Annotated in this window: 25 protein-coding genes; 7 read left to right on the top strand and 18 right to left on the bottom strand. The window is 49.6% G+C overall.

What is annotated here, in order from left to right; translation table 11 throughout:
- Positions 1–85: 85 nt before the first annotated feature.
- On the top strand, positions 86–688 hold the full coding sequence (locus SYNPCCP_RS12315; protein WP_010873556.1) for a low-complexity tail membrane protein: 603 nt from the start codon (positions 86–88) through the stop codon (positions 686–688).
- Positions 689–748: 60 nt separating this feature from the next.
- Here the strand turns inward: SYNPCCP_RS12315 and SYNPCCP_RS17330 are convergent, their stop codons facing one another.
- A complete protein-coding gene (locus SYNPCCP_RS17330) occupies positions 749–892 on the bottom strand; it encodes a hypothetical protein (RefSeq protein WP_158299080.1) in 144 nt (47 codons plus the stop codon).
- Between SYNPCCP_RS17330 and pheS the strand changes: the two genes are divergently transcribed.
- Positions 891–1,886 (top strand): phenylalanine--tRNA ligase subunit alpha, encoded by a 996-nt coding sequence (gene pheS / locus SYNPCCP_RS12310; protein ID WP_010873555.1) that lies wholly within the window; start codon positions 891–893, stop codon positions 1,884–1,886. The genes SYNPCCP_RS17330 and pheS overlap by 2 nt on opposite strands.
- Positions 1,887–2,044: 158 nt before the next feature.
- On the opposite strand, the gene SYNPCCP_RS12305 is transcribed toward pheS, so the two are convergent.
- A complete protein-coding gene (locus SYNPCCP_RS12305; protein ID WP_010873554.1) occupies positions 2,045–2,374 on the bottom strand; it encodes a hypothetical protein in 330 nt (109 codons plus the stop codon).
- A 40-nt stretch (positions 2,375–2,414) separates the two neighbouring features.
- On the bottom strand, positions 2,415–3,155 hold the full coding sequence (locus SYNPCCP_RS12300) for a 4'-phosphopantetheinyl transferase superfamily protein (protein ID WP_010873553.1): 741 nt from the start codon (positions 3,153–3,155) through the stop codon (positions 2,415–2,417).
- A gap of 127 nt (positions 3,156–3,282) precedes the next feature.
- Here SYNPCCP_RS12300 and SYNPCCP_RS12295 point away from each other — a divergent pair, with 127 nt between their 5' ends.
- Positions 3,283–4,584, top strand: coding sequence for a homoserine dehydrogenase (locus SYNPCCP_RS12295; RefSeq protein WP_010873552.1), 1,302 nt, complete (start codon positions 3,283–3,285; stop codon positions 4,582–4,584).
- Between the two features lie 93 nt (positions 4,585–4,677).
- Positions 4,678–5,679 (top strand): NAD(P)-dependent oxidoreductase, encoded by a 1,002-nt coding sequence (locus tag SYNPCCP_RS12290; protein WP_010873551.1) that lies wholly within the window; start codon positions 4,678–4,680, stop codon positions 5,677–5,679.
- On the opposite strand, the gene SYNPCCP_RS12285 is transcribed toward SYNPCCP_RS12290, so the two are convergent.
- The 12 genes from SYNPCCP_RS12285 to purN form a co-directional block, all read right to left on the bottom strand.
- A complete protein-coding gene (locus tag SYNPCCP_RS12285) occupies positions 5,676–6,062 on the bottom strand; it encodes a phosphomannose isomerase type II C-terminal cupin domain (protein WP_010873550.1) in 387 nt (128 codons plus the stop codon). The two genes, SYNPCCP_RS12290 and SYNPCCP_RS12285, sit on opposite strands and share 4 nt — an antisense overlap.
- Before the next feature lie 187 nt (positions 6,063–6,249).
- Complete coding sequence (locus tag SYNPCCP_RS12280) at positions 6,250–7,737, bottom strand: 2-succinylbenzoate--CoA ligase (RefSeq protein WP_231848038.1); 1,488 nt, start codon at positions 7,735–7,737, stop codon at positions 6,250–6,252.
- Positions 7,738–7,754: 17 nt separating this feature from the next.
- Positions 7,755–8,189 (bottom strand): gamma-glutamylcyclotransferase, encoded by a 435-nt coding sequence (locus SYNPCCP_RS12275; RefSeq protein WP_010873548.1) that lies wholly within the window; start codon positions 8,187–8,189, stop codon positions 7,755–7,757.
- A complete protein-coding gene (locus SYNPCCP_RS17005; protein ID WP_010873547.1) occupies positions 8,176–8,631 on the bottom strand; it encodes a hypothetical protein in 456 nt (151 codons plus the stop codon). Before SYNPCCP_RS17005 ends, SYNPCCP_RS12275 begins: the two co-directional genes overlap by 14 nt.
- Before the next feature lie 126 nt (positions 8,632–8,757).
- Positions 8,758–10,359 carry a murein biosynthesis integral membrane protein MurJ gene (gene murJ / locus SYNPCCP_RS12265; protein ID WP_010873546.1) on the bottom strand — a complete coding sequence of 534 codons (1,602 nt, stop codon included), beginning with the start codon at positions 10,357–10,359 and terminating at the stop codon, positions 8,758–8,760.
- A 135-nt stretch (positions 10,360–10,494) separates the two neighbouring features.
- Positions 10,495–10,986: a PAS domain-containing protein gene (locus SYNPCCP_RS12260; RefSeq protein WP_010873545.1), complete on the bottom strand. Its 492-nt coding sequence runs from the start codon at positions 10,984–10,986 to the stop codon at positions 10,495–10,497.
- A gap of 76 nt (positions 10,987–11,062) precedes the next feature.
- Positions 11,063–13,090 (bottom strand): DICT sensory domain-containing protein, encoded by a 2,028-nt coding sequence (locus tag SYNPCCP_RS12255; protein ID WP_010873544.1) that lies wholly within the window; start codon positions 13,088–13,090, stop codon positions 11,063–11,065.
- Positions 13,091–13,267: 177 nt separating this feature from the next.
- Entirely contained in the window at positions 13,268–13,672 is a 405-nt protein-coding gene (locus tag SYNPCCP_RS12250) for a CAAD domain-containing protein (RefSeq protein ID WP_020862135.1), read from the bottom strand.
- Between the two features lie 102 nt (positions 13,673–13,774).
- Complete coding sequence (locus SYNPCCP_RS12245; protein ID WP_010873542.1) at positions 13,775–14,533, bottom strand: class I SAM-dependent methyltransferase; 759 nt, start codon at positions 14,531–14,533, stop codon at positions 13,775–13,777.
- A 24-nt stretch (positions 14,534–14,557) separates the two neighbouring features.
- The gene (locus tag SYNPCCP_RS12240) at positions 14,558–16,057 is read right to left on the bottom strand and encodes an AAA family ATPase (RefSeq protein ID WP_010873541.1); all 1,500 of its coding nucleotides are present in this window, start codon (positions 16,055–16,057) and stop codon (positions 14,558–14,560) included.
- Positions 16,058–16,067: 10 nt separating this feature from the next.
- On the bottom strand, positions 16,068–16,790 hold the full coding sequence (locus SYNPCCP_RS12235) for a PD-(D/E)XK nuclease family protein (protein WP_010873540.1): 723 nt from the start codon (positions 16,788–16,790) through the stop codon (positions 16,068–16,070).
- A complete protein-coding gene (gene purN / locus SYNPCCP_RS12230; protein WP_010873539.1) occupies positions 16,787–17,440 on the bottom strand; it encodes a phosphoribosylglycinamide formyltransferase in 654 nt (217 codons plus the stop codon). Before purN ends, SYNPCCP_RS12235 begins: the two co-directional genes overlap by 4 nt.
- A 116-nt stretch (positions 17,441–17,556) precedes the next feature.
- Between purN and psbX the strand changes: the two genes are divergently transcribed.
- Complete coding sequence (gene psbX, locus SYNPCCP_RS12225; protein ID WP_010873538.1) at positions 17,557–17,676, top strand: photosystem II reaction center X protein; 120 nt, start codon at positions 17,557–17,559, stop codon at positions 17,674–17,676.
- A gap of 163 nt (positions 17,677–17,839) precedes the next feature.
- On the opposite strand, the gene SYNPCCP_RS12220 is transcribed toward psbX, so the two are convergent.
- Positions 17,840–18,250 (bottom strand): hypothetical protein, encoded by a 411-nt coding sequence (locus tag SYNPCCP_RS12220; protein ID WP_010873537.1) that lies wholly within the window; start codon positions 18,248–18,250, stop codon positions 17,840–17,842.
- A gap of 191 nt (positions 18,251–18,441) precedes the next feature.
- Here SYNPCCP_RS12220 and uvrB point away from each other — a divergent pair, with 191 nt between their 5' ends.
- On the top strand, positions 18,442–20,451 hold the full coding sequence (gene uvrB, locus SYNPCCP_RS12215; protein WP_010873536.1) for an excinuclease ABC subunit UvrB: 2,010 nt from the start codon (positions 18,442–18,444) through the stop codon (positions 20,449–20,451).
- 189 nt (positions 20,452–20,640) lie between these two features.
- Here uvrB and SYNPCCP_RS12210 read toward each other — a convergent pair whose 3' ends face one another.
- Positions 20,641–21,084 (bottom strand): response regulator, encoded by a 444-nt coding sequence (locus tag SYNPCCP_RS12210; RefSeq protein ID WP_010873535.1) that lies wholly within the window; start codon positions 21,082–21,084, stop codon positions 20,641–20,643.
- A gap of 14 nt (positions 21,085–21,098) precedes the next feature.
- Positions 21,099–23,345, bottom strand: coding sequence for an ATP-binding protein (locus SYNPCCP_RS12205; RefSeq protein WP_010873534.1), 2,247 nt, complete (start codon positions 23,343–23,345; stop codon positions 21,099–21,101).
- A gap of 454 nt (positions 23,346–23,799) precedes the next feature.
- Between SYNPCCP_RS12205 and SYNPCCP_RS12200 the strand changes: the two genes are divergently transcribed.
- Positions 23,800–25,062, top strand: a complete 1,263-nt coding sequence (locus tag SYNPCCP_RS12200; RefSeq protein WP_010873533.1) for a gamma-glutamyl-phosphate reductase — start codon at positions 23,800–23,802, stop codon at positions 25,060–25,062.
- The last annotated feature ends 3 nt before the right edge of the window (positions 25,063–25,065 follow it).

Here is a 25,065-nt window from a genome sequence, read left to right as displayed (position 1 = left end):
ACTCAAAAGCTCTGGGCCAAGGCAATTTGGTATTATTAGACGCAGTGCGGTACAACTACCAGATCAGCAATTAGGCATTTAAACCATGGGCGCATCTTTTCGGGCAGAACCATTTCTCTGGATTCATTTGGCGGGGATTGTGGTGGTGCCATTGGCCCTGTTAACCATGATGTTGGGGTTAGCGCTGGGAACCCCTTTTTCTGTTTATGGCCTGGAACTAATTTTCTTAATTGCAGTGGGTTGGTTGCCAGTGATGGTGATGCAATGGTTTAAGCCCTTTGAGATTTTTAGTTTGCTGATCATTGCTCTGCGCCAGGATAGTTTGGGGGAAGACCAACTGCGAATTTTAAGTTTGTTTAAACGGAGCCAACAACGATGGATTACTTTGTTTGGGGGAATAATTAGTCTGGGTCTATTGTGGCTGGTGTATTACTACGCTCCGATCGCCTATCCTTGGGTGACGGATTTGCCCCAGATTCGTTTGGCAGGGGTTGGGCTAGCGGCGATCGCCTATTTGATGGCCAATTTATTTTTGCAGGTGCCCCTGAGTGTGTTGGGGGTGTTATCCACAAGCCAGTCCAAGTTTACTGAGACGATTCCCCTAGAGCCAAATCAGATCGAACAACAGTTCACCATTCCCGGCATTAAGTTGCGGCAGATTCCCCTGGTGCCAAGGATTAGCTCTTGATAACAAAGGATTTGCGCTCTCTGCTGGGGTAGAATCGGTAACGGGCGATTTTTCCTAGGTTTAGCCGATGTTGGCCTTGACCATGGCCGAGGAAAGACCAATTATCCCCTGTTGATCAACCTGACCAGCGCTAATCAGTATTTGATCCATCCCCATAAACAAGGCCTTTGCTAGGGCGGAATTACGAGAGACCCATTTTTCCATGACTATTTCTTTGGAAGCCGATTTAAAATCCCTGCAACAGTCTGCCCAGGCGGCGATCAGCGGTTGTGACGACCTGGATGGGTTGGATAAATTGCGGGTGCAATACCTAGGGAAAAAAGGGGAATTGTCCCTGATTCTTAAAGGTATGGGTAAACTTTCTGCGGAGGAAAGACCTAAATTTGGGGCGATCGCCAATGAGGTAAAAGAGGCACTCCAGCATGATTTGGAATCCCGCAAAGCCAATCTACAAAATGCGGCGATCGAAGCTCAGCTAGCGGCGGAAACTTTAGATGTGACCATGGCGGGCAGTTACCGTCCCCAGGGCCGTCGCCATCCCCTCAACAGCACCGTTGACCGGGTGTTGGATATTTTTGTCGGTTTGGGCTACACCGTCGCTACGGGGCCCCAAGTGGAAACGGATTATTACAACTTTGAAGCGTTAAATATTCCCGCTGACCACCCCGCTCGGGATATGCAGGATACCTTCTTTTTAAAAGATGGTCGTCTGCTCCGTACCCACACTTCCCCGGTGCAAATCCGTTACATGGAGAAGCATGATCCCCCCATCCGCATTGTGGCCCCTGGTCGAGTTTATCGGCGGGATACGGTGGATGCCACCCACTCTGCTGTATTTCATCAAGTAGAACTATTGGCGATCGATAAAGGTTTAGCTTTCACCCATTTGAAAGGCACCATTCAGGCTTTTATCAAACAAATGTTTGGGGAAGCATTGCCGATTCGCTTTCGGGCTAGTTATTTTCCCTTTACCGAACCCTCAGCGGAAGTGGATGTGCAATGGCAGGGTAAATGGCTAGAGGTGATGGGCTGTGGCATGGTGGACCCCAACGTAATGGAAGCAGTGGGTTATGACCCGGAAGTTTACACTGGCTTTGCCGCAGGCTTTGGGGTAGAGCGATTTGCCATGGTGTTGCACCAAATTGACGATATTCGTCGGCTCTATAACAGTGATCTGCGGTTTCTGCGGCAGTTTTAATGTTTTAAAATTGATCAACTAATTAACTCTCAGAGCGTGTTTGAAAAGCCCCCCTGGCCCCCAAGTTTGGGGGGAAGTTAAAAATAAAAGTGCCCCAGCATTGTCGAAGATTTAATGAGGAGATTTAGGGGACAAAATAAAACTTTTCAAACAGATTCTCAGCGCTGGGGAACATTCAGGGATGGTGATGCTGATCTCGGCGCAGACTCCACACAGGAATTAGTGTCTTTAAGTACCACTCTCAGCAGTAAGGCCTGAATTACCAACAGCCCACAGGCGGCCCCTATGAGCAAGTACCAGTACTGCCAAGCCAGTTTTCGCAAGGTTTGGGCCACCGCATCAGCGATGATTCTTTCCAAATGATCGCTGGTCAATTCTTTATGGACAATTTTTTCTAGCTGGCCATAGAATTTGTCGCTGGTTTGGCGCACCGTTTCATTAACTTGATGGTTAATGGCCGCTTCCACTTTTTGCAGGGGATTTTCCATGGTTTCACAGGATTAAGGCCGTCGGCCCAAGGTAACGAAACTAGGGCAATGAATCAAGGTTACGGGGCCACTGGAATGGCTGAATATTGGGTAAGTAATTAGACTCAACTTGGTTGACCTCGTTAGTGCACCAGGCGATCGCCATCCAATAATTATCGTTGCTCCCTTGATCCGCTAACAAAGGTTGACTAGATAATCGCCAATGGTTTGTATCTCCGCTATCCGGTAAGTACTGATATTTAGCTAAATTTTCGTCTGGTATAACTTGATTCAAGCCACCGCTAATGCCCTTCCCTGTAGCTTTTAAAAATGCTTCCTTCGCTGTCCAAAGTTGGTAAAACAGTTTAGTTCTTTTTTCCCCCTCTAAACTTTCCAATTGCTGAACTTCCTGGGGAGCAAAAAAACGCTTTGCTAATTTTAAGTAGTGGGGTTTAGGGAGCATAATTTGCAAATCAACCCCAATTTCCCCCTCTGTACTTAAGCCAATCAAACCATAATTCCCGCTATGGGCCACGTTAAACCATGGCGATCTCCGCTCCCTGTCCACTAACTCCGGCTTACCTTGGGGGCCATAGGTGAACTGTAATTGCTGGGGCAAACAGTCAAGCTGACGGGCTAGGAGTATGCGTAAAGCTAACCGCATAGTCAAAAATCGTTGCTTATCCTGGGGCCGTTGGTAGCGTTCCCCCCGGGCCATTTCTTCGGAACTTAATAGGGCTTGATAACCCGGAATTAAGGGGCGATCGGTGGGACAAAGCCAAATTTGGGGCTGGGGGAGCACAGGTCAGTTTAAACAGCGTTTTGAACAATCAAAGAGTTTCAGTATTCTTTTCCCTGCCCAAGTCCAGATAGAATGGGGAGCCGATCGCCAGTAACCTAAAGAAAGGAAAGGCAACGGGAGGAAAATTGTGACAGTTAAAATTGGTTTACTCGGTCTAGGTACCGTCGGCAGTGGCACAGTGGAAATTTTGCAGGATCCGCAGGGTCGTAGTCCCCTGCTCAAAGCCATTGAGGTTAAAGCAGTGGGGGTGCGTTCCTTGGATAAACCCCGCCAAGTAAATTTGCCGCCGGAGGTTTTGACCACCGACCTAGAAGCCATTGTCACCGATCCTGACATTGCCATTGTGGTGGAGTTGATGGGAGGATTGGAACCCGCTAGATCCCTCATTCTCCAGGCGATCGCCCATAAAAAACACATTGTCACCGCCAACAAAGCGGTCATTGCCCGTTACGGCCCAGAAATTTACGAAGCGGCCAATCAACACGGCGTTTATGTCCTCCTGGAAGCGGCGGTGGGGGGCGGCATTCCCATCATTAAGCCCCTCAAGCAATCCCTGGGAGGCAACCGCATCCAAAGTATCGTCGGTATTCTCAATGGCACCACTAACTATATTCTTTCCCGCATGACCAGTGAGGGGGCGGATTTTGACGAGGTATTAACGGCCGCTCAACAATTGGGTTATGCCGAAGCGGATCCCAGTGCCGATGTGGATGGATTGGATGCGGCGGACAAAATTGCCATCCTTGCTTCCCTCGGTTTTGGCGGCCGGGTTAAACGGGAAGATGTGGCCTGTGAAGGCATTAGATCCGTTAGTGCGGTGGATATTGCCTACGCCGATCGCCTGGGCTTTGTGATTAAACTACTGGCGATCGCCGATGGTAATGCGGGGGAAGATTCAGAAGCATTGCAACTGCGGGTACATCCCACTTTAATCGCCAAGGATCATCCCCTCGCCAGCGTTAATGGAGTTTACAACGGTGTGTTGGTGACTGGAGATCCCCTGGGGCAAGTAATGTTCTACGGTCGGGGAGCGGGAGCTGGCCCCACTGCCAGTGCGGTGGTATCCGATGTAATTAACATTGTTGGCATTATTACCAGCAGTGACGAAAATCCTGCCCTTGATCCCCTGCTCAGTTGCACCCACCAACACTACTGCCAGGTTTCCCCCATTGAAGATCTAGTTACCCGTTTTTATTGCCGCTTCCTCTGTGCTGACGTGCCGGGGGTAATTGGCCATTTAGGCATGGGTTTTGGCAACCACGGGGTTAGCTTAGAATCCCTAGTGCAAATTGGCTTCACCGATGGCTGTGCAGAAATTGTCGTCGTTACCCATGATGTGCGGGAAGGGGATTACCGGGCCGCCCTGGAGGAAATTAGCCAACTAGAAGCAGTGAAGGAAATTCCTAGTGTGATCCGGGTGCTGTCCTAAAGCCAATGTTGATTGCAAAACAATAATGGCAAGGATTTGGCGATCGCCTTTTTTGGTTAGGGTGAGCAAAATTAATTTATTTCTGGGGAGTGTATGGGCATGGCTAGTTTAAAACGCATTTTTATCACCGGGATCAGTGGTTGCATTGGCCACTATTTAGCGGATGAATTAATCCAAGGCACAGACCATGAGCTATTCCTACTGGTGAGAAATCCCGATAAACTCCAATTTGATCCCAAGCTGAGGAGTAATATTCATTTAATCCCCGGTGACATGGGCACCATTGAAGCCCACGCAGACTTGCTGCAAACCATGGACTGCGCCATTCTCATTGCCACCAGTTGGGGAGATCGCCAGGAGACCTACAACATTAACGTGGTCAAAACCCTGACTTTGATTAATTTACTCAACCCAGAACGGTGCGAACAGGTAATTTATTTTTCCACCGCCAGCATTTTGGACCGCCAAGGGCAACCACTACCAGAAGCAGGAAGTTTGGGCACTGACTATATCCGCACCAAATATCTCTGTCATCAGGCGTTGGAATCCCACCATGATTCTCCACCGGAAGTCACCCCCATTGCCGAAGCCATGGCTAACAAAATCACAGTGGTTTATCCCACCCTGGTCTTTGGCGGCGAACCCAGTAAACCCTATTCCCATCTTTCCGGCGGATTGGGGGAAATTTTGCGTTGGTTACCCCTGATCCGTTGGTTCCGGGCCGATGGAAGCTTCCACTTCATCCACGGTAGGGATATAGCTCGGGTGGTGGCCTATTACGTTGACAATCCCCCCCAGAAACGAATTGATGTGGTGCTAGGTAATGCTCCCCTCACCGCCACGGAAGGTATCCGTCAGGTTTGCCAGTATCATCGCCAGAAAATCTACTTTCAAATTCCCCTCTCTCTTACCTTGGCCAATATTTTCATCAAGCTGTTCCGCATTCAAATGGCGGACTGGGATAGGTTTTGCCTGGATTATCGCCATTTCACCTATCCCAACCCCGTTGCTCCAGCCCAGTTAGGCTTACCGGCCCATTGCCAAACCATTGCCGAATTGATGGCCGCTAGCCCAAAATCCACTGGTCGTAATTAGCCGCGGGCGTAGTCATCCTGAAAACGGATAATATCGTCTTCCCCCAGATATTCCCCATTCTGCACTTCAATTAAAACTAATTTAATTACCCCAGGGTTTTCCAGACGATGGGCAGTGCATTGGGGCACATAGGTGGACTGATTTGGTTCCAAAAGTTCTTCTTTATCTCCACAAACGATGCGGGCGGTGCCGGAGACTACAATCCAATGCTCACTGCGATGATGGTGCATTTGTAGGCTGAGACGATGGCCGGGGTTGACCTCGATGCGTTTGATTTTGTAACCGTTGCCCTCCTCCAGGGTGGTAAAAGAACCCCAAGGTCTGGTTTCCGTGGGTAAATGACTGGGGGTGGTGGCAGCTTGGGCAAGGGGAGTGGCAATCATTAATCTTTTTCCTCAACAACAATTAACCGCATCGACAATTTTTTCTAACCCAGGCTAACACAACGGCTTAGTTAGGGTTTAGGTTCCTATGGGGACAGCACCAATCAACGTCAAAAATTTGTTTACCCCGACTTACTTGAATCCTAGGCAAAGTCGGTAAATAAACCATACTCACAGGTTATTGCTGTTACTCCTCCTCTTCGACCCCTAGTTGCTCCGTAGCCCAAGTTTGCCAAAATTGGTAGTTTAATTTGCCCAAGGGCGATCGCCGTAGGGTCGAAACGGGCAACCAATGCTTCGGACATTTCGGTTTACTTAACTGAGCTTTGACACACTGGCTCAGGGTGGAAACATCATTCCCCGGACCCGGGTTAGGTACATAGACTGCTACTAACATTTCTCCCCAATGGCGATCGCCAACTCCGACGATGACCACATCTTGGACTAAATGGCGATCGAGCAAGAGAGCTTCTATGTCCTCTGGATCAATATTTTCTCCGCCGCTGATGAGACGCCGACCCCGACGACCGGTGATATGAAGATAACCGTTGTGGCAATAACCTAAATCCCCGGTGGTGAAAATTTCCCGGCTGGAGTTTTCATTCTGGGGGACATAACCTTTGAATAAAGCACGGGATTGGATGTTGATAAGGCCCACTGTGCCGGGGGCAACCATTTCATCTTTGGAGTTGGTAATGGTCAATTGAACATGGGGCAACAACTTTCCGACACCCGTTTGGCCGGCCAGAAATTCTGCCGGGGTAAGGGTGGCAATTTGGGCCGCAGTTTCCGTCATGCCATAGGTGGGCGCTAGGTTAAGGCTTGCCGTTTTTGCTTTGGCCAAGAGTGCGGGCCAGGCCGGAGCTCCCCCTAAAAAAATTAGCCGGAAATTTTTTAACCAGGCACCATGGCGATCGAGCAAATACTCCAACTGGGTGGGCACTAAAGAGGTGACATAATCGGGGGGAAAAGGAGGGGCAGATTGTTTCACTAAGCTGTAATCCAGAGGGCTAAAATTCCCTCCAGTTAAGGCCGATCGCCACCATTGCATAAAGCCCCCCACATGGTACAGGGGAAGCAGACAAAAACTATTAATTTGGCCATTCCTAGGTAACAGGGGGCCAAGGAACTGCTTTAAACCGTCCACTGCCATGGTCAAAGTCTGGGGACTGTGGAGGGCAAAACGGATTGTGCCTGAAGAACCGCCGGTGGGAAAACCAATTAATAGTTCTGGGCTTTTCCCTTCTAGTTGGTTTTTCGGAGTGTTAGTTTTGTGGTGAACGGAAGTTAATTCTGAATTACTATCGGTGAGCTTTAACCACTGCTGTTGCCACATTAATGATCCCCAGAGGCGATCGGGTTGCAAAAATTGGGCCACTTGTTGCCATTCCCTTTGTTGCCATTGATGATTAGCAATGAATAACGTCCCCCGGCCGACCCGCAAAAAAGCCACCACCGCTGCCCAAAATTTGCCCACATTTGTCTCCGCTAACAAAATCTGGGGAGATTCAATTCCTGTCAAACTTTGCTCGTATTCTTCTTCCCATATTTGCCAATCAAGGGGTAATTCTTGCCCTAAAATTCCCAAGCCATTTTTTAAAGAAAATTCCAAGGCTGAGGCGATCGCCTGGGGGGAATTCAGTAGGTCCGGCATACCAGTTTCCATGAATTGCATAGACATCAGGCCGTGAATTATAGCTTTCCAGACCAACGGCCATGGGGCAGGTAAATTCCCCCATACTGCTCAATTTTGCGAGAGTCCATACGGTAAAGCCACGCTTCTGTCATTACCTGATCCTGGGGATCAAATATCTCAGCCCAGCAACGGTCATAAACATTCTCCTGGGGCGATCGCCCTGGTTGATAATCTTCCAAACTATCCAGGTGTTCTAGGGAAAACCCAGGGGGAAAGGTGAGGCAATAGCCCCAAACCCGGTCCTCTCCGATCGCCAGAGCTGGATAACCAAAATATTGCAGATGGTAGATTTGGCCGAGCACATAGCCCAGGGTAGGGGGCTCAATCTGACGGTGGCAGTAGGCTTGGTGATTACATTCCCCCGGCATGAGGGTGCCATAAACAAAAACCTTAATCTTCATATCCACGGGCAATAAATTAGGGCTCGCCATACTCTTGGAGAAAGCTGAGAAAATCCGTCAGGGCTGATCTGGTATCTGGGTTAGGGGTAAGTTGATGCCGTATTTGCGAAATGAAGAATCGATTTTGGATTCTAGCTCGGCCAGCCGCTCGTTGTCTTTCTTGATCTGCTCTGTTTCTTTCTCGATCTGCTTTTTCTCGTTCCTCGTTTGCAAGATCATCTCGTCGAGTTTCTCGTTCTCTTGCTTGAGCCGCTTGATATCGGCTTCGATTTCCAGCGTTCCACTCAAGGCCGAGACTAACCACCAAAGACGCTGTGCCCAAAGTGAACGCCCAGAAACTCCATTCGAGGATGGTAAAGGGGATGAGTTGGAAGGGGGTGGTGTCGATGTTGCCATAAAACCTCAATAATGCCGCTACAGCATACAGAAATGTGGTTAGGGAGCGGGGTAATAGGGCCAAGAAGGTTGCCATGGCATCATTCTAGCTACTTCAAGCAGATAGTACTGACCGAGAGGTTGATAGTAACAATATTGATCTGTGCTGGAACATCTAAAAAACCTAACTCTTTCATTGCCCTTGGGAAAATTTCTTTGCTGCCTAAACCCTTTTGAATTTTTTCCACAGGCGATCGCCTAGTAAATCCACCTCCGGTACTTTAGCCAAGGCCACTCCCACAGTGAACACTACTAGGATAATGCTGGACATGGTGAGCACTTCCAGGATATTCTCCACCAGGCTATTCACCCCCCAAAGTCTCTGCCACAGCACACTCCCCTGCCAGCCAGCCACACTGGCGATCGCCGTAACACCCACCAGTTTACCCAGGTCCATGGCCCAGCCCCCCAAACTTAGACCGGCTAGGCGACGGTTCAGCATCCAAATAAAAATAGTCATGGAAAAAAGATTTACCCCCACCGTTGCCATGACAATACCCACGGTGCCAAAGGGCTTATAGAAGAGGTAATCCAATAAACCATTCAGAAAAATATTAAATAGGCTTACTTTGAAAGGACTGTTCCCATCGCCCAGAGCATAAAATACCCGCACCAAAACATCTCGACCAAGGTAGAAAAACATGCCTAAACCGTAGGCTGCCAACACTGGAGCCACCTCTGCCGCCGCCTCTGCATCAAAAGCCCCCCGCTCATAGATAACCTGGACAATGGGAATGGCTAACCCCACCAAAATAGCTGTGAGGGGAAACATGGTCAGGGCGCTTAACATGATGCCCTGGCGGATACGGAGTTTTAATTCTGGCCAATCCTGGGGATCGGCTAAGCGGGAAAATACCGGCAAAAAGGGCACCAAAATCATATTGGAAATAATGCCCAGGGGAGTGAGGGCGACAAAATTGCCATAACGCATGGCGGCCGCCGCATTGGGAATAAAGGAAGCAAAAAACAGGTTGGTGGCAAAGTTGATATACAACATCCCTGAAGACAGGGTGGCCGGAATCATCACCTGCAAAACTTCCTTTACTCCCGGCAGGGCAAAATTAAACCTCAGCCGCAATTTACCCATACCCGCTTTGGCCTGGGGCACAATCTGAGCCAACCATTGCAACACGGCTCCAGCGGTGGTTCCCCCTGCTAATAGGAGAGAACCCAATAGCCAATAGGGTTCTGTGTTTAGTTGCTGTCCCAATTGCCAGACTGCGACCCCTAAACCCAGAATGACGGTAATACTGGAAAGCAAAGGGCTAATACTGGGCAATAGGTACTGATCTGCCGCATTTAAAGTCCCAAAGCCAATGCCAATTAACCCCGAAAGTAGGGCCATGGGAGCCATGATTTGTAACTGTTGCACCGCCATGCGTCTGGTTTCCGGTTCTAACCCCGGCGCCAGCAGGTCAATGAATATGCCCGCCCCCAGTACCAAAATGATGGTTACCCCAAGCAACACCCCACTGACCAGGGTGGTAACGGTTTCCACCAAGGGTGCCGCCTCTTCCCGATCTCGTTTGGACAGTACACTAACCAAGGCACTGTGGAATGGGCCATTAATGCCCCCAAGAAGTATAAAGAGAAAACCCGGAATCACGTAGGCATAGGCGTAGGCCGTCACCACCGTCCCCACCCCAAAGGCGGCGGCGATGATTTGTTCACGCAATAAACCAAAAACCTTACTGATCAAGGTGGCGATCGCCACAATGCCAGCGATATTAGCTAAGGAACGGGACGATTTACCAGACGGAGACACAGGCTAGATTCCAATAGATCAAGGGGCCATTATCTAGGAAGAACGGTGGCACGGCCTAATGTTTCCCCAATCAAAGGGGATAGCAAGGACTCCATAAGCTCGGCTTGGGTTGTCAGGCTTGCAACTGCATTGGTTTTAACTGGCTTCCAATCGAGCCTCCAACATCGCTAATTTACGCTTCAGAGTGGCATTTTCTTGCACCAGCCCCTGGTTACGCCGCAGTAAATCCTGTTGCAAAGCAATCTGCCGTTCATTTCTCCGTTGGCGATCGCGTAGATCCCTTAACACCACCATGGCGTATTGCAGTTGGCCCTGCTGATCAAAAATGGGAGTTCCCGTCACCTCCAAGGGAATAATTTGTCCCCCCTGGCGGATTTCCATGTCATCCACCTGATGGGATTCTCCCTGGAGAGCCCTAAGCAAAGGTTGTTCTGTGAGGGGATAAAGTTGATTTGTGCCGATTTGATAGGCTTGGTAAATATCGTTTAACCGGTCGATCGCCGCTTCGGGCCAGAGGCCTTTGCCTAGGAGCTCAATGGCGGCGAGGTTGGCATAGACTGGTCGTCCCTGGGCATCGACAACGAAAACACCAAGGGGCAGAGCATCGAAAAAATTTTTAAACTCCATACGGGGACTAAAACTGGTGCCATCGTCGGGGGATGGCAGATATTCGGTAAAGGTAAGGGCTATTTTTTAGGATAAATCAGGAAAACTTCTGTTTCTTTTTGCTCCGGGATGCAATGCGGGGGGAGGTTGCTTTACGCTTTTTCGGGGCAACTTCTTCCACGCCAAGATTTGGATTTTCCGGCATAACAATAGGAACGGTGAAATGGAACTGGGTGCCATGGTTTTTGCCATCGGAAGCGGCCCAGATTTCCCCTCCCCAACCGCTAACAATTTGGCGACAGATGGCCAGGCCAATGCCAGTGCCCCCCCGACTGCGGCGTAAAGCTCCTTCTTCTTGGTAAAAACGGTCAAACACGGTTTCCAAGCGGTTAGGCTCAATACCTCGCCCTGTATCGGTGATGGTGACTTCCAATTGGGACGGATTCGGGCGATCGACAGCGATGGAAATCCTACCATTGGTGGGGGTAAACTTGATGGCGTTATCCAAAAGCTTGGTCAACAATTCCACTAACCATTCCCCGTCCGCCTCCACCATGGGAGTTTCGCCATTCACCTGATTGACAATGACAGGTACTTCCTGGCCCCGATTGTGGGCTCGGATATGGCTCAAGGAAAGCTCCACACATTCTTCTAGGGAAATTGGCTCTGCGTTCCATTCCACTCGTCCACTTTCCAGTTGAGATAGCGTGAGAAAGTCCTGCACCAGTTTGCGCATCCTCTCCGCATCTTCCAGGGCAGTGTTCAACATTACCTGTCTCAATTCCTGGGGCATATCCGGCTCCGTGGCCAGGCTTTCCAAACACACTTGGATAGTGGAAAGGGGGGTGCGTAGTTCATGCCCTGTAATGGCCACCAGGTTAGACCGAGTGCGGTCTAGGGCAGCTAATTGCTCATTCAATTCCTGTAGGTTGGCATAGGATTCTGCTTGGATCAGTGCTACCCCAATTTGGGTGGCCACCCCTTCCACTAGGGTAAGGGCATCGTCCTCCCACTCCGTGGGGGCAGGACCACAGTGGTGAAATTCCATCATGCCCAGCAACCTTTCCCGATAAAAAATTGGCACTAACATCCAGGACAGAATGGCACAACTCTTCACCAGGGTTTTCACTTCCCCCGTAGAAGGCTCCGGTTCCCCTAACCTTGGATCTCGGTCGATGTTGTCGATGGCGATCGCCTCCTTGAGGACCACCACCTCCTGAAAAAGGGGATTATCTTTGAGGGGCCAGGGATAACCCTTGATGGAACCAACACCGCTACCGAGGAATTCATGGTTAATGGTCGCCACTGTATCATCAGCACTACAGCGGTAAATCACACAACGGCAAATGCCCAAACCTTGGCCTAGTTTTTCCACCGCCACCTGCATAATTTCCTCGGGATCAAGGGAACGTCGCACCGCCCCTGTGATGGAGTTAAGCAGTCTCTCCCGCTCTTCTTTGTCCTGCAAATTACGATTGGCTTTGATTAACTTATACTGTCCAGCTTGGAGATAGGTGATTAACCGTTGTACAAAGGGATCAGGGTTATCGTCAATGCCCCGGGGGGGAACAGTGCAGGAAGGCTGGAGCCAGGTTTGGGTCGCCTCCTCGATTTTGGCTTGTAACTCTGGACGGTAGGCTAAAATCCGTTGTAGCAATAGTTGGGCTGCAACTCGACTCACCTGGCGATCAAAGGTCCAAACACCTTCAAAACGGCGGTTACTATCCCATTTATCCTGGGTCGGTCGTTCTCGACAAATTAGACAACTGGCATAACGATCGCCAATGACAATCAAATGCCATTCCTGGGCGAGGCTGTCTTCAGGAGTAAAGGCAATGGTTTCGTAAATGCCGGAGTTGTGTTTAAATTCCGTCTCCGGAGCGGAGAGCACGTAAACCTGACTGCTCTTATCGGCAATACGTCGATAACGGTGGGCTTCTTGACGATAAAATCTCTCCCGCTGAAAAGCCGCAATGATCAGGGGATTGCCCGCTGTACTTTCCGCTAGTACCTGGTCTTCCATGGCGTGGGACAAGGCCGTGAGGGAAGACTTGAAGTAGGTTTGGGCCCGCAGATTGGGTAAAGCCTGCAATAGCTCTGTAAGAACAGACGGGGAGTTGCTCATCGCTCCTGAAAAAAGGGGAGGAAGAATGGCGAAAAACTAACTCCTAGAATACCAATGAAGGGAGAACTATCCCACACCGATGGGACGGGACGGTTGGTCATGGGCCAGAAAAAATCCCCCGAACATCAAACCCGGAGGATAGGCGCAGGAAAAAGAGGCTGGGGCGGTCTGGAGACACTAACCGCCAAAAATTTGCTCCTTTAGTGCACCAAATTCGGAAGCCAACTCTTGGCGCTTTTCAGCTTTCCAAAGGTAACGCCAGATAAACCAAGCGGTGTAGCCCATGCCGATCAACTGTAAAGTTGGTGCCAATAAAGGAATATCATTAATGGCATCGAGCACAGCAATCAAGATTTTGACGCTGATAATGCCCAACAGGATTATGCCCAGGGAAATGAGGGGTTGCTTGTTGTCCTCGAAAAACTCCCCGGTCATTTGAGGAATTTTACCCAGCACTTCCCACACCGGTTGTAGCCATTCCTGCCAAGCCTGGTCGGTGATTGGGGACTTTTGGGGATTGGGAGTAGTGATTGGTCCTACATCGGTTTTAATCCCGGCAGTTGCTGTCTTTTGTTCTTCCATCTTCAACCAGTCCTTTATTATTCGGATTGAATGTTTACGGCCCACAGCTTCCCATATTGGGGCACTGTTTAGCTTCTGCCCATATTATCGGAAAATTGCTTTTTACACCCCGTCTTGGGCCAGGGCTTTTCCACTTTGACTAATGGCAAAGGCAAAGCAGTGGTGGAAACCCCTAGGCTCAGTAAAGAGGACTTGGGGTGGTATAAATCCTACTTTTTGGCCAATTTCTGCCATGGTAGCCACCAATTCGGGGAAATCGCACTCCTTTATATGGGCAGCGATCGCCTGGAGTTGGTCGGGGGCAAGGGCAGTCCATTGACTTTCGGCCTTAGCTAAATAGGCTTCAATATACTGCTGTCGATTTTGCTCGGGCTGACGAAAAACGTCGTAGATAACTAGGCATCCCCCAGGGCGCAGCAGAGAAAAGCAATGGGCAAAAAATTGTTCCTTTTCTTCTGGGAGCAGATGGTGCAAAGAAAAACCGACGTGAATCAGATCAAAGCTGGCTGGGGCGGTTTGGTTGGCTTCACCCAGATAGGTCAAAAAATCCGTTTCCCTTAGCTCCACCTGTCGAAAAGGGTCCAAATTTTTCTGGGCTAGGGCCAGGGCATTGGGGGATAAATCTACCCCTGTATAGGAATTGATTTTACTCCCCGTCAAAGTTTTGGCGATCGCCTGGGCATCCCCACAGCCAAGGTCCAAAAAATCAAACGGGCGATCGAACTGTTGTTGAATCAAAGCCCCCACCGCCTGGTGAATTTGCCGATGGGCCATGTAATTGTGGTCAACCAACTGCTGATAGGTTTGCCATTGCTGAAAAAATTGTTTGGTTTGTTCAGTGGGTCTGGGGGAACTGGCCATGGCAAGTAATAACGGGATGAATGGTTAACTAATGGCGGGAAAACCGCTGTCCCTGGAGGCTAAACGGGCTTTACCAGCGGCGGCCCACTCCTGCAAAAATTGGATTTGTTCTTTGGCGGTGCGAGCTAAGGGCACCACTTGGCTCGCGGCGGAAAGAATGTCATCGGTGGTAAATTCCCGATTCTGGCTAAAGCCAATGTGCATCGCTTCCACCAAAATTTGCTCAATTTCTGCTCCGGAAAAGTCTGGGGTTTCGTAGGCCAGGCGGTGGATATCGTAATCAGCCATTTTATGGGGTCGCAAACGGTTAAGATGCACAGAAAAAATGGCCTCCCTTTCTGTTTTATTGGGCAGTCCCACAAAGAAAATTTCGTCAAAGCGACCTTTCCGCAACAGTTCCGGCGGCAGACTCTGGACATTGTTAGCGGTGGCCACCACAAAGACGGGGGAAGTTTTTTCCGCCAACCAGGTAATGAAAGCCCCAAACACTCTGCTGGTGGTGCCCCCATCCCCGTGACTGTCCATGCTCCCAAAGGCTTTATCAATTTCGTCAATCCAAAACACACAGGGGGCTAACGCTTCCGCGAGGTTGATCATCTGCCTGGTGCGGGCTTCCGATTCTCCTACCAAACCGCCAAATAATCGGCCCACATCCAACCTTAACAACGGTAAATGCCAATGGTGGGCGATCGCCTTAGCGGTGAGGGATTTGCCAGTGCCTTGGATGCCGGCCAGTAGTAAACCCCGGGGATAAGGTAAACCGTAACGACGGGCTTGCTCACTAAAGGCTCCTCCCCGCCGGAGCAACCAGTCCTTGAGATTATCTAGGCCTCCAATGTCGCTGATGCGTTCACTGGCGGGATAAAAATCAAGAATTTGGGTTTGGCGGATGGATTGACGTTTTTCTTCTAGCATCAATTCCACATCGTCTGCCCCCAACTGGCCATGGTCTGCTAGGCAACGGGCCAACACCCGCCGAATTCTTTCCATGGATAAACCTTGGGCTGCGCGACTCCACTCATCTCGCAGGGAAGACTCTACTTTTTGTCCCAAACCCGTCAACAACCGTTCAATTTCTCCTTGAATTTCGGCACTACTGGGCAGAGGAAAATCCATCACCGTAATGATTTCGGCCAACTCATTGGGGATGTAGATTTGGGGTGCGACAATGACAAGATTTTTAGCTTCGGCCTTGAGACGGCGAGCAAGGTTGCGTAGTTTTCGGGAAATGGAAACGTCGTCTAGAAAACGATTAAAATCCCGCAGGACAAAAATGCCATTACTACTGGCGGGTAATTTTTCGATAAATTCCAAGGCTTGGAGGGGATTGCGGCGGCCCACATTGGCTCCGTTGGGGTTGCCCTGGTACCCTTCTACAAAATCCCAATAGTAAACTGAGCGATTGCCCAACCTCTGGGCACTGCTGGCGATCGCCATTTCCAGTCGTTCTTCTTCCTGGGTGGGAATGTAGAGCAGGGGATAACAGGCCCGCAATAGTAATTCAAATTCTTCACTAAAAGTCATGGGCAAATAACTAGTCTGGTGGAAAAAACTGGTCGTGGTAGGGACAACGGTTACAATTATGTCGGTGGGCCAGGGGGGTACGGTGTCGATGCCAAGCGGCTAATCCTTGACGAAATTGCTGGAGCAAATCGGTTAACTCCCTTTCAGTGGCCCGGTGCTGAGCTTCGTTGTAAGTAATGGTATAGTGCTGAATTTTTTCCGGTGACTGCACAAACCAATAGGTCATGGATAACTGTTCGGGGGAATAGGAACTAGTTTCTGCCAACACGTACAGGTAAAGCTTAGTCTGCCAATGGTGGTGGAGTTTTTCCGGTTTGGCCGGCTGGGGATAGGTTTTCCAATCAAAAATTTCCCCCTGCTCCGGGGTGAGCACCAACAGGTCATAGACTACTGTCAATAAAACATCATCCCTGGCTAGGGTGCGTTGATGTTCAGCCTGCCTTTGGCCGGGGGGGAGGTGGAGCGCCGGCACTGTGGCAATTAAATTTTTTAGGGAATCCAGTAGGCTAACGTCCTGGGGGTCAAGGCTCTGGGCTGCTAAAGTTTCCAAGGGCAAACCCAAAGTCCATTGTTGAACCAGTTGGTGAAAATTTTGGCCCCATTCCGTTTTGACCTGGCGCTGGGGTTCTAGTAAACCGCCCAACTGTTCCCAATAACGCCGTTGAAATTGGGGCGGACAAACACTCAACAGTTGCAGGTGACCTTGGCTGAGGGAAAAATAGGGGGCAGTCATGGGCTTTGCTGGGCGGCAAGGGCGATCGCCAGGGGAAAGAGGCGATGTTCTTGGACTTGAATGCGTTGATGGAGAGTCTCCCCCGTATCATCAGCCAGAATGGGCACTACCGCCTGGGCCACAATGGGGCCACTATCCACCGTTGCTTCGGCATAATGGACTGTGCAACCACTCACTTTCACCCCCGCCGCCAAGGCCTGTTCCACAGCCCGCACACCTCGAAAACTAGGCAATAAACTGGGGTGGATATTCAACACCCGACGGCTAAAAGCATCTAATAGTACTGGAGTGACAATACGCATCCACCCGGCCATGATCACCCATTCCACCCCTGCTTGGCGAAAATGCTCAACAATATCTTGATCCAAATCTTCCCGGCTGTCGTAGTCCCGATGGTTGAGTAATCGGTGGGGCACCCCATGGTCCATGGCCCGTTTCCTAACCCCAGCATTAGGGTTGTTGTAAATCACCAGTTTCACCACTGCATTTAACTTTCCCTCCTTAATGGCCTTGGCGATCGCCTCAAAATTACTACCACTACCGGATGCCATTATCCCAAGGGATAAACAGCGGGGTTGGGGAATATTCCCTAAAGCAACGGGGGGGGAAATAAAACTCAAGTTATTCGACAAATCTGACATAGCCGACATAGGTTAAAAATTAGGGGCTTGGGCCCCGGAGCAATCCTGCCCTCAACGGGCTAACTTTGACATCCGATGGCGATAGAATGGGGAGCGATGTCTTTATAAAATGAGGTTAACGCGATATGACCCCTTCTTTAGCAAACTTTCTCTGGAGCCTGGTTTTAGGGGCTGCCATTGTGCTGATCCCCGCCACCGTCGGGTTAATTTTCATCAGCCAAAAAGACAAAATCACCCGTTCCTAGGTTTTTCCCTGGACAATTTAGATAGTGAAAACCTCCAGTCGGCCATAGTTTCCGAAGCTGGAGGCTCATTTTTAGTAGACCTGTTTTGATTAACTATGCCCCTGGCGATCGCCTAGATGGGAGTTCAGGGTAAGGGAACAAAGCAAAAATTCCCACCGCAAGACTAATCCAGGTAGCCCATCAGGGTGTTGGGATCATCAATCTCGTTGGAAGCTACGGGACGATTGCCAGCGGTGATTTCGCTGATGTGGAGATGGCTCAGGGCAATGGGGCGATTACCGGAAACGGTCATGGTACTGCTCACTTCCATGGTGCTGGCCCCCACTGGTCTGGTGGCTCCCATAGAACCATAAGTACTTACCACATGGATCTTGCTGGCTTCAATCGGTCGATTAGTGGGCATGCCCTTGGGGGTAGGCAGTAGATCAAGACCACCGATATGCTTGGGCTTCACCAAGGCGGACTCATCTTTGCTGGAACCGGCTCTAGGACGACGGCTCCGGTTAGCGGCAGTGGTTTTGCTGGCGGTTTCTTCGTTGGGGGTGGTGTTGGGCCCCTGCTGTTCCTCAGTCATGCTGTTTATCTCCTTAATATAAATATTCGATTAATTGATCAACAATAAAGCACTGTGCGAGACAGACAGGCCACCCACCGTGTTTTGTTAGCATTACTCTGCTTGTCTTCAAAGATACACCGCTGAATGGCCAGCCACGATAGTTATCTTTAATCAGCCCTATTATCCCAGACTATAGCTCCTTTGCCGCCATGACTTCTGACCTCTTTTCCCTCCATGCGCCCTTTCGTCCTACCGGAGATCAACCCACGGCGATCGCCAGTTTGATCGAGTCTTTGCAGGGAGAGCACAAGTTTCAAACCCTGCTGGGGGCAACGGGAACGGGGAAAACCTTCACCATGGCTTCGGTTATTGCGGAGTTGGGACGACCAACATTGGTATTAGCCCACAATAAAACCTTGGCGGCCCAATTATGTAATGAATTGCGGCAATTTTTTCCCGAAAACGCGGTTGAATACTTCATTAGTTATTACGACTATTACCAGCCAGAAGCCTATATTCCCGTCACCGATACCTATATCGAAAAAACGGCTTCTATCAACGATGAGATTGATATGTTGCGTCACTCCGCCACCCGTTCTCTGTTTGAACGACGGGATGTAATTGTGGTAGCTTCCATCAGTTGCATTTACGGTTTGGGTATTCCCAGCCAATATCTCAAAGCGGCCGTTCCTCTGCAAGTGGGTGCCGAATATGATCCCCGCCTAGTAATTCGGGATTTGGTCAATGTGCAATATAGCCGCAACGATGTGGAATTACAACGGGGACGATTTCGCCTCAAAGGAGATGTGTTGGAAATTGTGCCGGCCTATGAAGATCGGGTGATTCGCATCGAATTTTTTGGTGACGAAGTGGAAGCTCTACGGTTAATTGATCCGGTCAGCGGCGAAATTTTGCAAAGTTTAGACAGAATCAGCATTTATCCCGCCCGTCACTTTGTCACCCCAGAAGAAACCCTAGAAAAAGCCTGTCAGCAAATTCAAACGGAAATGGAACAACAGGTAGCTTTTTTAGAAAAAAATAATCTGTTGGTAGAAGCTCAAAGATTAAGTCAACGCACCCGTTATGACTTGGAAATGCTCCGAGAAGTGGGCTATTGCAACGGAGTAGAAAATTATTCCCGCTATCTAGCCGATCGCCAGGCGGGGGAACCACCGGAATGTTTAGTGGATTATTTTCCCGAAGATTGGTTATTAGTAATTGATGAATCCCATGTGACTATTCCCCAATTGCGGGGTATGTATAATGGCGACCAGGCCAGAAAAAAAGTTTTAATTGACCATGGCTTTCGTCTGCCCAGTGCGGCGGATAATCGCCCCCTAAAAGCAGAAGAATTTTGGCAAAAAGTTAAACAGTGTGTGTTTGTTTCTGCCACTCCGGGAGTTTGGGAAATAGAGCAATCGGAAGCAAGGGTAATTGAGCAGGTAATTCGCCCCACTGGAGTTCTTGATCCGGAAATTTTTGTCCGTCCCACCACCGGCCAGGTGGATGATTTATACGGGGAAATTCAAACCAGGGTAAAGCTGAAAGAACGGGTATTAATCACAACTTTAACTAAACGGATGGCGGAGGATTTAACCGATTATTTTTCTGAACGGGGCATCAAGGTTCAATATCTCCATTCCGAGATTCAATCTATTCAACGTATTGAGATTTTACAAGCTTTACGAGACGGGGAATTTGATGTGTTAATTGGGGTAAATTTATTGCGGGAAGGGTTAGATTTACCGGAAGTTTCCCTAGTAGCTATTATGGATGCAGATAAAGAAGGCTTTTTGCGGGCAGAGCGTTCTTTAATTCAAACCATTGGCCGGGCCGCCCGTCATATTCGGGGACAGGCGATTTTATATGCTGATAATTTCACCGACAGTATGCAAAAGGCAATCGCCGAAACGGAAAGGAGGCGGAAAATCCAACAAGAATATAACGAAAAGCACGGTATTACCCCTCAACCGATTAATAAACGGGCTAACAATGCCATTTTGCAATTTCTTGATATTTCCCGTCGTTTAAACAGTCAACAGTTGGAGGAAGTATATGAACAAGCCCAGGATTTACCCCTAGAAAAAATCCCCGATTTAATTCAACAATTGGAGGAAAAAATGCAAGAAGCGGCCAAAAAACAGGAATTTGAAGTAGCTGCCATCTACCGAGACCGCATTCAACATTTGCGTGATCGGCTTTTGGGCCACAAAAAGTAAATTGGCCGCGCCAAACGCTTTACGGCATCAATGGTTTGGAAACGGCGATCGCCAAAATGGTTGGCTTTTTTGGAACCTACTTCAGGGGCTTTAATATCATCATCATCCCAAAAGCAAGGAGATTCCTATCCGCCCAAACAACGACAATCTGGTGGACAATGGCTGGGTTAGCCATTCGGAGGATGCCAATTAAGCTGCCGGTAAAGTGACTGTTTCTAGCCAAAAGGATTCAATCCCTTGCACCATCTTGAATAAATCCTTCAAATTGCGGGATTTGGTTAAATAACAATTAACGTGGAGTTCGTAACTGGCAATCACATCATCCTCATTGTGGGAAGTGGTTAACACTACCACGGGAATTCTTTTTAGGTCCGGGTTTTGTTTGATTTCCGCCAACACTTCCCGGCCATCCTTTTTAGGAAGATTTAAATCCAGCAAAATTAGGTTGGGGCGAGGGGAATTTTCGTATTCTCCCTGTTGCTGTAAAAAGGCCATGGCCGCCAAACCATCCCGGAGAATGATCAGTTCGTGGTCGATGGTGCTGGTTTTCAACACCTCCTGGACAAGGCGGCTGTCGGCTTTGCTATCTTCCACCAGCAAAATGACCTTGGGGGGATTAGATTCGTCGGACATGGTTCAATACCTTTTTAGTTGCCAATGGGGATGGAGAAGTAGAATGTGGAGCCCTCCCCTGGGTTGGACTCTAGCCAAATTTGCCCTTGGTGGCCTTCGATGATTTTTTTGCAAATGGCTAGCCCCATGCCGGTGCCTTTATATTCATCCCTGGTGTGGAGTCGTTGGAAAATGACAAAAATCCGCTCGAAGAATTGGGGGTCAATGCCAATGCCGTTGTCTTGGACCGCAAACACCCAGGCATCCTCCTGGCGATCGCCCCAGATTTTAATTTTGGGTGACTTGTCCCCGGCAAACTTGATGCCATTGGCGATCAGGTTCTGGAATACCTGCATGAGCTGAATTTGATCCGCCATTACTGCGGGCATGGAACCCACTTCAATTTCTGCTCCACTTTCTTCAATCCGTTGCTTCAGGTTAGCCAGAGCTTTGTCCACCACTTCTTGCACATCGGTGAAAGTTAGTTGGGCATACTGGGTATCTACCTTGGCGTAGGTCAAAATATCATCAATCAAAGTCTGCATCAGGGAAACCCCTGTCACAGCAAAATCGATGAAGTCTTTGGCATCTTCGTCTAGAGCTTCGCTGTAGCGCATTTCTAGCAGTTGTACATAATTGCTCACTTGGTTGAGCGGTTCCTGTAAATCATGGGAAGCAATGTAGGCAAATTTCTTTAAATCAGCGTTGGAGCGTTCCAAGTTGCGGGCTAACTGGGCCAATTCTTCTGCCTGGCGCAAAATGAGGTTGACGATCGCCTTTTTCAGGGCCAGGGCACTTTGGATTTCCACCGATTGCCAGGGCAAAGATTGGAGTCGGACAATTTCTTTCCAGAGGTCAAAGGATTGGCGGGGATGGAGCTCGATTTTACCGTCTTCCTGGGTAGCTTCGTAAGCATGATTTGGGTCACCGCCCCAATTAACCGTTTGCAACACTTCAGGGCGAAACCAGAGCAAAAAGTTGTGACGGGCAATGGGAATGGCCAATAAGCCACTGGCCACGGATTTAAAATTCACTGCATCAGGATAAATTTGTGAGAGGGAAGAGGTGAAGAAAACGTCTTGCACTTCCCGATTCTCCAACCATTGCAGTAAATATTGCACTGCTTTCTCGTCCGGGGTTTCCCCTACTAAAATCAATTTTTCCCCAAAGCAAATGGCCGCCCCCTGGGAGCCCGTTAATCCCAACAGGCGATCGGGATGATTAGTTAATCCTTCGACAAAATCCGCCGCCGTGGTCATTTTGTCCAATAAAACCGCTTCATGCTCCGCCAACTGCACCCGGTAATCGAAGGTTTCCGTATCTTCCTGGGCGGAAATGTTGCTAAACACCACCCGACCAAAAAATTCGCAGGCTTTACGCAGTTCAAAGGGAATTACTTTGGGGGTTTGATGGTGGCAGGCAATGAGCCCCCAGAGATGGCCGTCCTTAATTAGGGAAATGGTTAAAGACGCTCCTACCCCCATATTTTTCAGATAGGTCAAGTGGCAATGGTACGCACTGCGCAGAATGGATTCTGTTAAATCCACCGCTCGGTTGGTGCTGGGGTTAACCGCTGGGGTCAGGGGCACCGCCACACCATAAACATCGGGAATTACTCGAATGGGGTTGTGGATAAATAGCCGACGGGCGGGTTGGGGAATATCCGATTCGGGATAGTGCAGGCCCAAATAGGGTTCCATATCATCCCGTTTATCTTCGGCAATGACATCACCGTGGTTATTTTCATCAAAGCGGTATAGCATCACCCGGTCAAAGCCAGTCATACGGCGGACTTCTTCGACAATAACATCGTAGAAATCCCGTAGATTAGCTTGTTGGCGCAACCGATTCAGGGCAGCGTTGGCCATGTGATAAAAACCGAGGAAGGGCAGATTATCGGAAGTGTAGGCTGGCTCTAGTTCACATACCAATAAACCGTCACTGTTGCGATGAAAAACCCCGTCAAAAATGACAAAGTCGTCCCCCATGACCCGCGCCCAAAGTTTACTGGGGTTGAGGCTGCTGATTTGTCCGGCCGTTAGGCGACTCTGGATGGGATCAATCTGAAAGCTATCAAACACTTCCCCTAGGGTTCTGCCCAACAAATCCTCTGGCGATCGCCCTAAAATGCCGGTGCAGTTGGCGCTAATTTGGCTGATGGTGAGGTCTGGTTCCTGCAGGACCACCACTAAACCGTGGGGCTGAATCAGGTGGGCGGTGTGGATGGCGAGGGTTTCTAGCTGACGGAGGGATTGGTCGCTGAGTTGTACGGTGGTGGCCATGGGTTTTTCCCTTAACTGTCTATGGGGAGAGGCTGATACCAATCACGACCGAGGCCGCAAATTTGGCTTTAAACTGGTTAGCAATAATGGCGGACTGGCCAACAACTCCATCTCCGTCCCTGGAGCGATAACGGCCAAATATTCTGGGTGCTTTCATCCTAACGAAGCTTTTTTATTTCCAAACCGCAACGTTACACAACGAAACTCTTTTGCAATTTTTCTTAATGATTAGCCAGATTATCCACCCTGGCTGACTGTCCCTTGGCGATCGCCATTTTGACTAAATTTGGGCTTTGATTGTTTAATTATTTGTAACTGTCAATCCGGCGATTGGCTACCTCTAACCTCCAAAACCCCTAGCCTTTCCTTTTTGTTACTTGGGTGGGTGTCCGTCAAACAAACTGTCCGAAATAAATCCATCTTTGCGGGTGGGCTTTGCCCCCTATAATTTTCGATGACTAGCGACGATGCCGCGGCCGGTTTAGTAAGGGTTCTCGATGCTGCCCAGGGAGCTTTCCTTGCCCTCGATTCCTATGGCGGTAATGATCGGAGTCGGGCGGTGTTGGCCATGGCGGAGGCGTTGGAACGTTCCTTTGCCCAAATTTTGGAAGCCAATACCTTGGACTTGGTGGTGAGTCGGGAAATGTCCGTGGCGGATTGTCTCTGTGAATGGCTCAAGCTCACCCCGGAAAGGTTGCAAAACACAGTGACTATCCTGAAGCGTTTGGCTTCCCTGCCGGATCCCCTCCAGCGAGTTATGGCTTCCCCCTACCAATTTAACCTGGCCCAGACCTATTGCCAGTTAATGCCCTTGGGGGTGGTGGCCCTGGTCTATGAATCCTTTCCTGAATTGGCAGCGATCGCCGCGGGCTTTTGCCTGAAAACGGGGAACAGTCTAGTTCTAAGAAGTTGCGGTGCTTCGAGCCATTCCACGGCGGCTATTTGCGAAATATTGCGGGAAGGTTTACTGGATGCGGATTTACCAGTGGATAGCGTTAGCCATATTCCCAGCGAAACCTCACCCAATGTGCAGGACTTGGTAGGCAATGCCAGCCAGCTCAATTTGGTTATTCCCTATGGCCGCCCCAGTTTTGTGGAACAAATTAGCCAACAATGCACTCCCCCGGTCTTGAAGGCCGCCATGGGCAACTGTTACCTCTACTGGTCTAGTAAAGGGGACTTGGAAATGGTGCGCCAGATGATCATTGACAGCCATGTGGGCCATCCAGATCCGGTCAATGCCATTGAAAAAGTTTTGGTTAGTCCGGGGCAAAATCCAGCGCCCTTGGTACGCCTATTGAACAACTTGCAGGCCAAGGGCTTTAAGCTCCGGGGGGACGCTGAACTCTGTGAGCAATTTCCCGACCATCTCACCCTAGCTAAGGAGAATGAATGGGGTAAAGCTTACCTGGACAGGACAGTGGCCTTTCGCACTACCCAAAACCTGAAAACGGCGATCGCCTGGATCAATAGCCATAGCAGTGGCCACGGGGACTGTATTGCCACGGATTCCTACCAGGAAAGTCGCCAATTTTCCATGGGGGTGGACAGCGCCCTGGTTTATGTGAATATTCCGCCCTATTTTTGTCGTAATCCCCGCCATGGGGAATCATTATTTTTGGGAGTATCGAGCCAAAAGGGTCAAAGGCGCGGCTTAATTGGGCTAGAAGCATTTATGACCCCCAAGCAAATTGTCCAGGGAGAAAGTCGCAGTTGAGCA

This window comes from Synechocystis sp. PCC 6803 substr. PCC-P, from assembly GCF_000284455.1.
Taxonomy (GTDB): Bacteria; Cyanobacteriota; Cyanobacteriia; order Cyanobacteriales; family Microcystaceae; genus Synechocystis.
The sequence above is the reverse complement of the archived record's forward strand: the minus strand, read 5'-3'. Positions and strand labels throughout refer to the sequence as shown.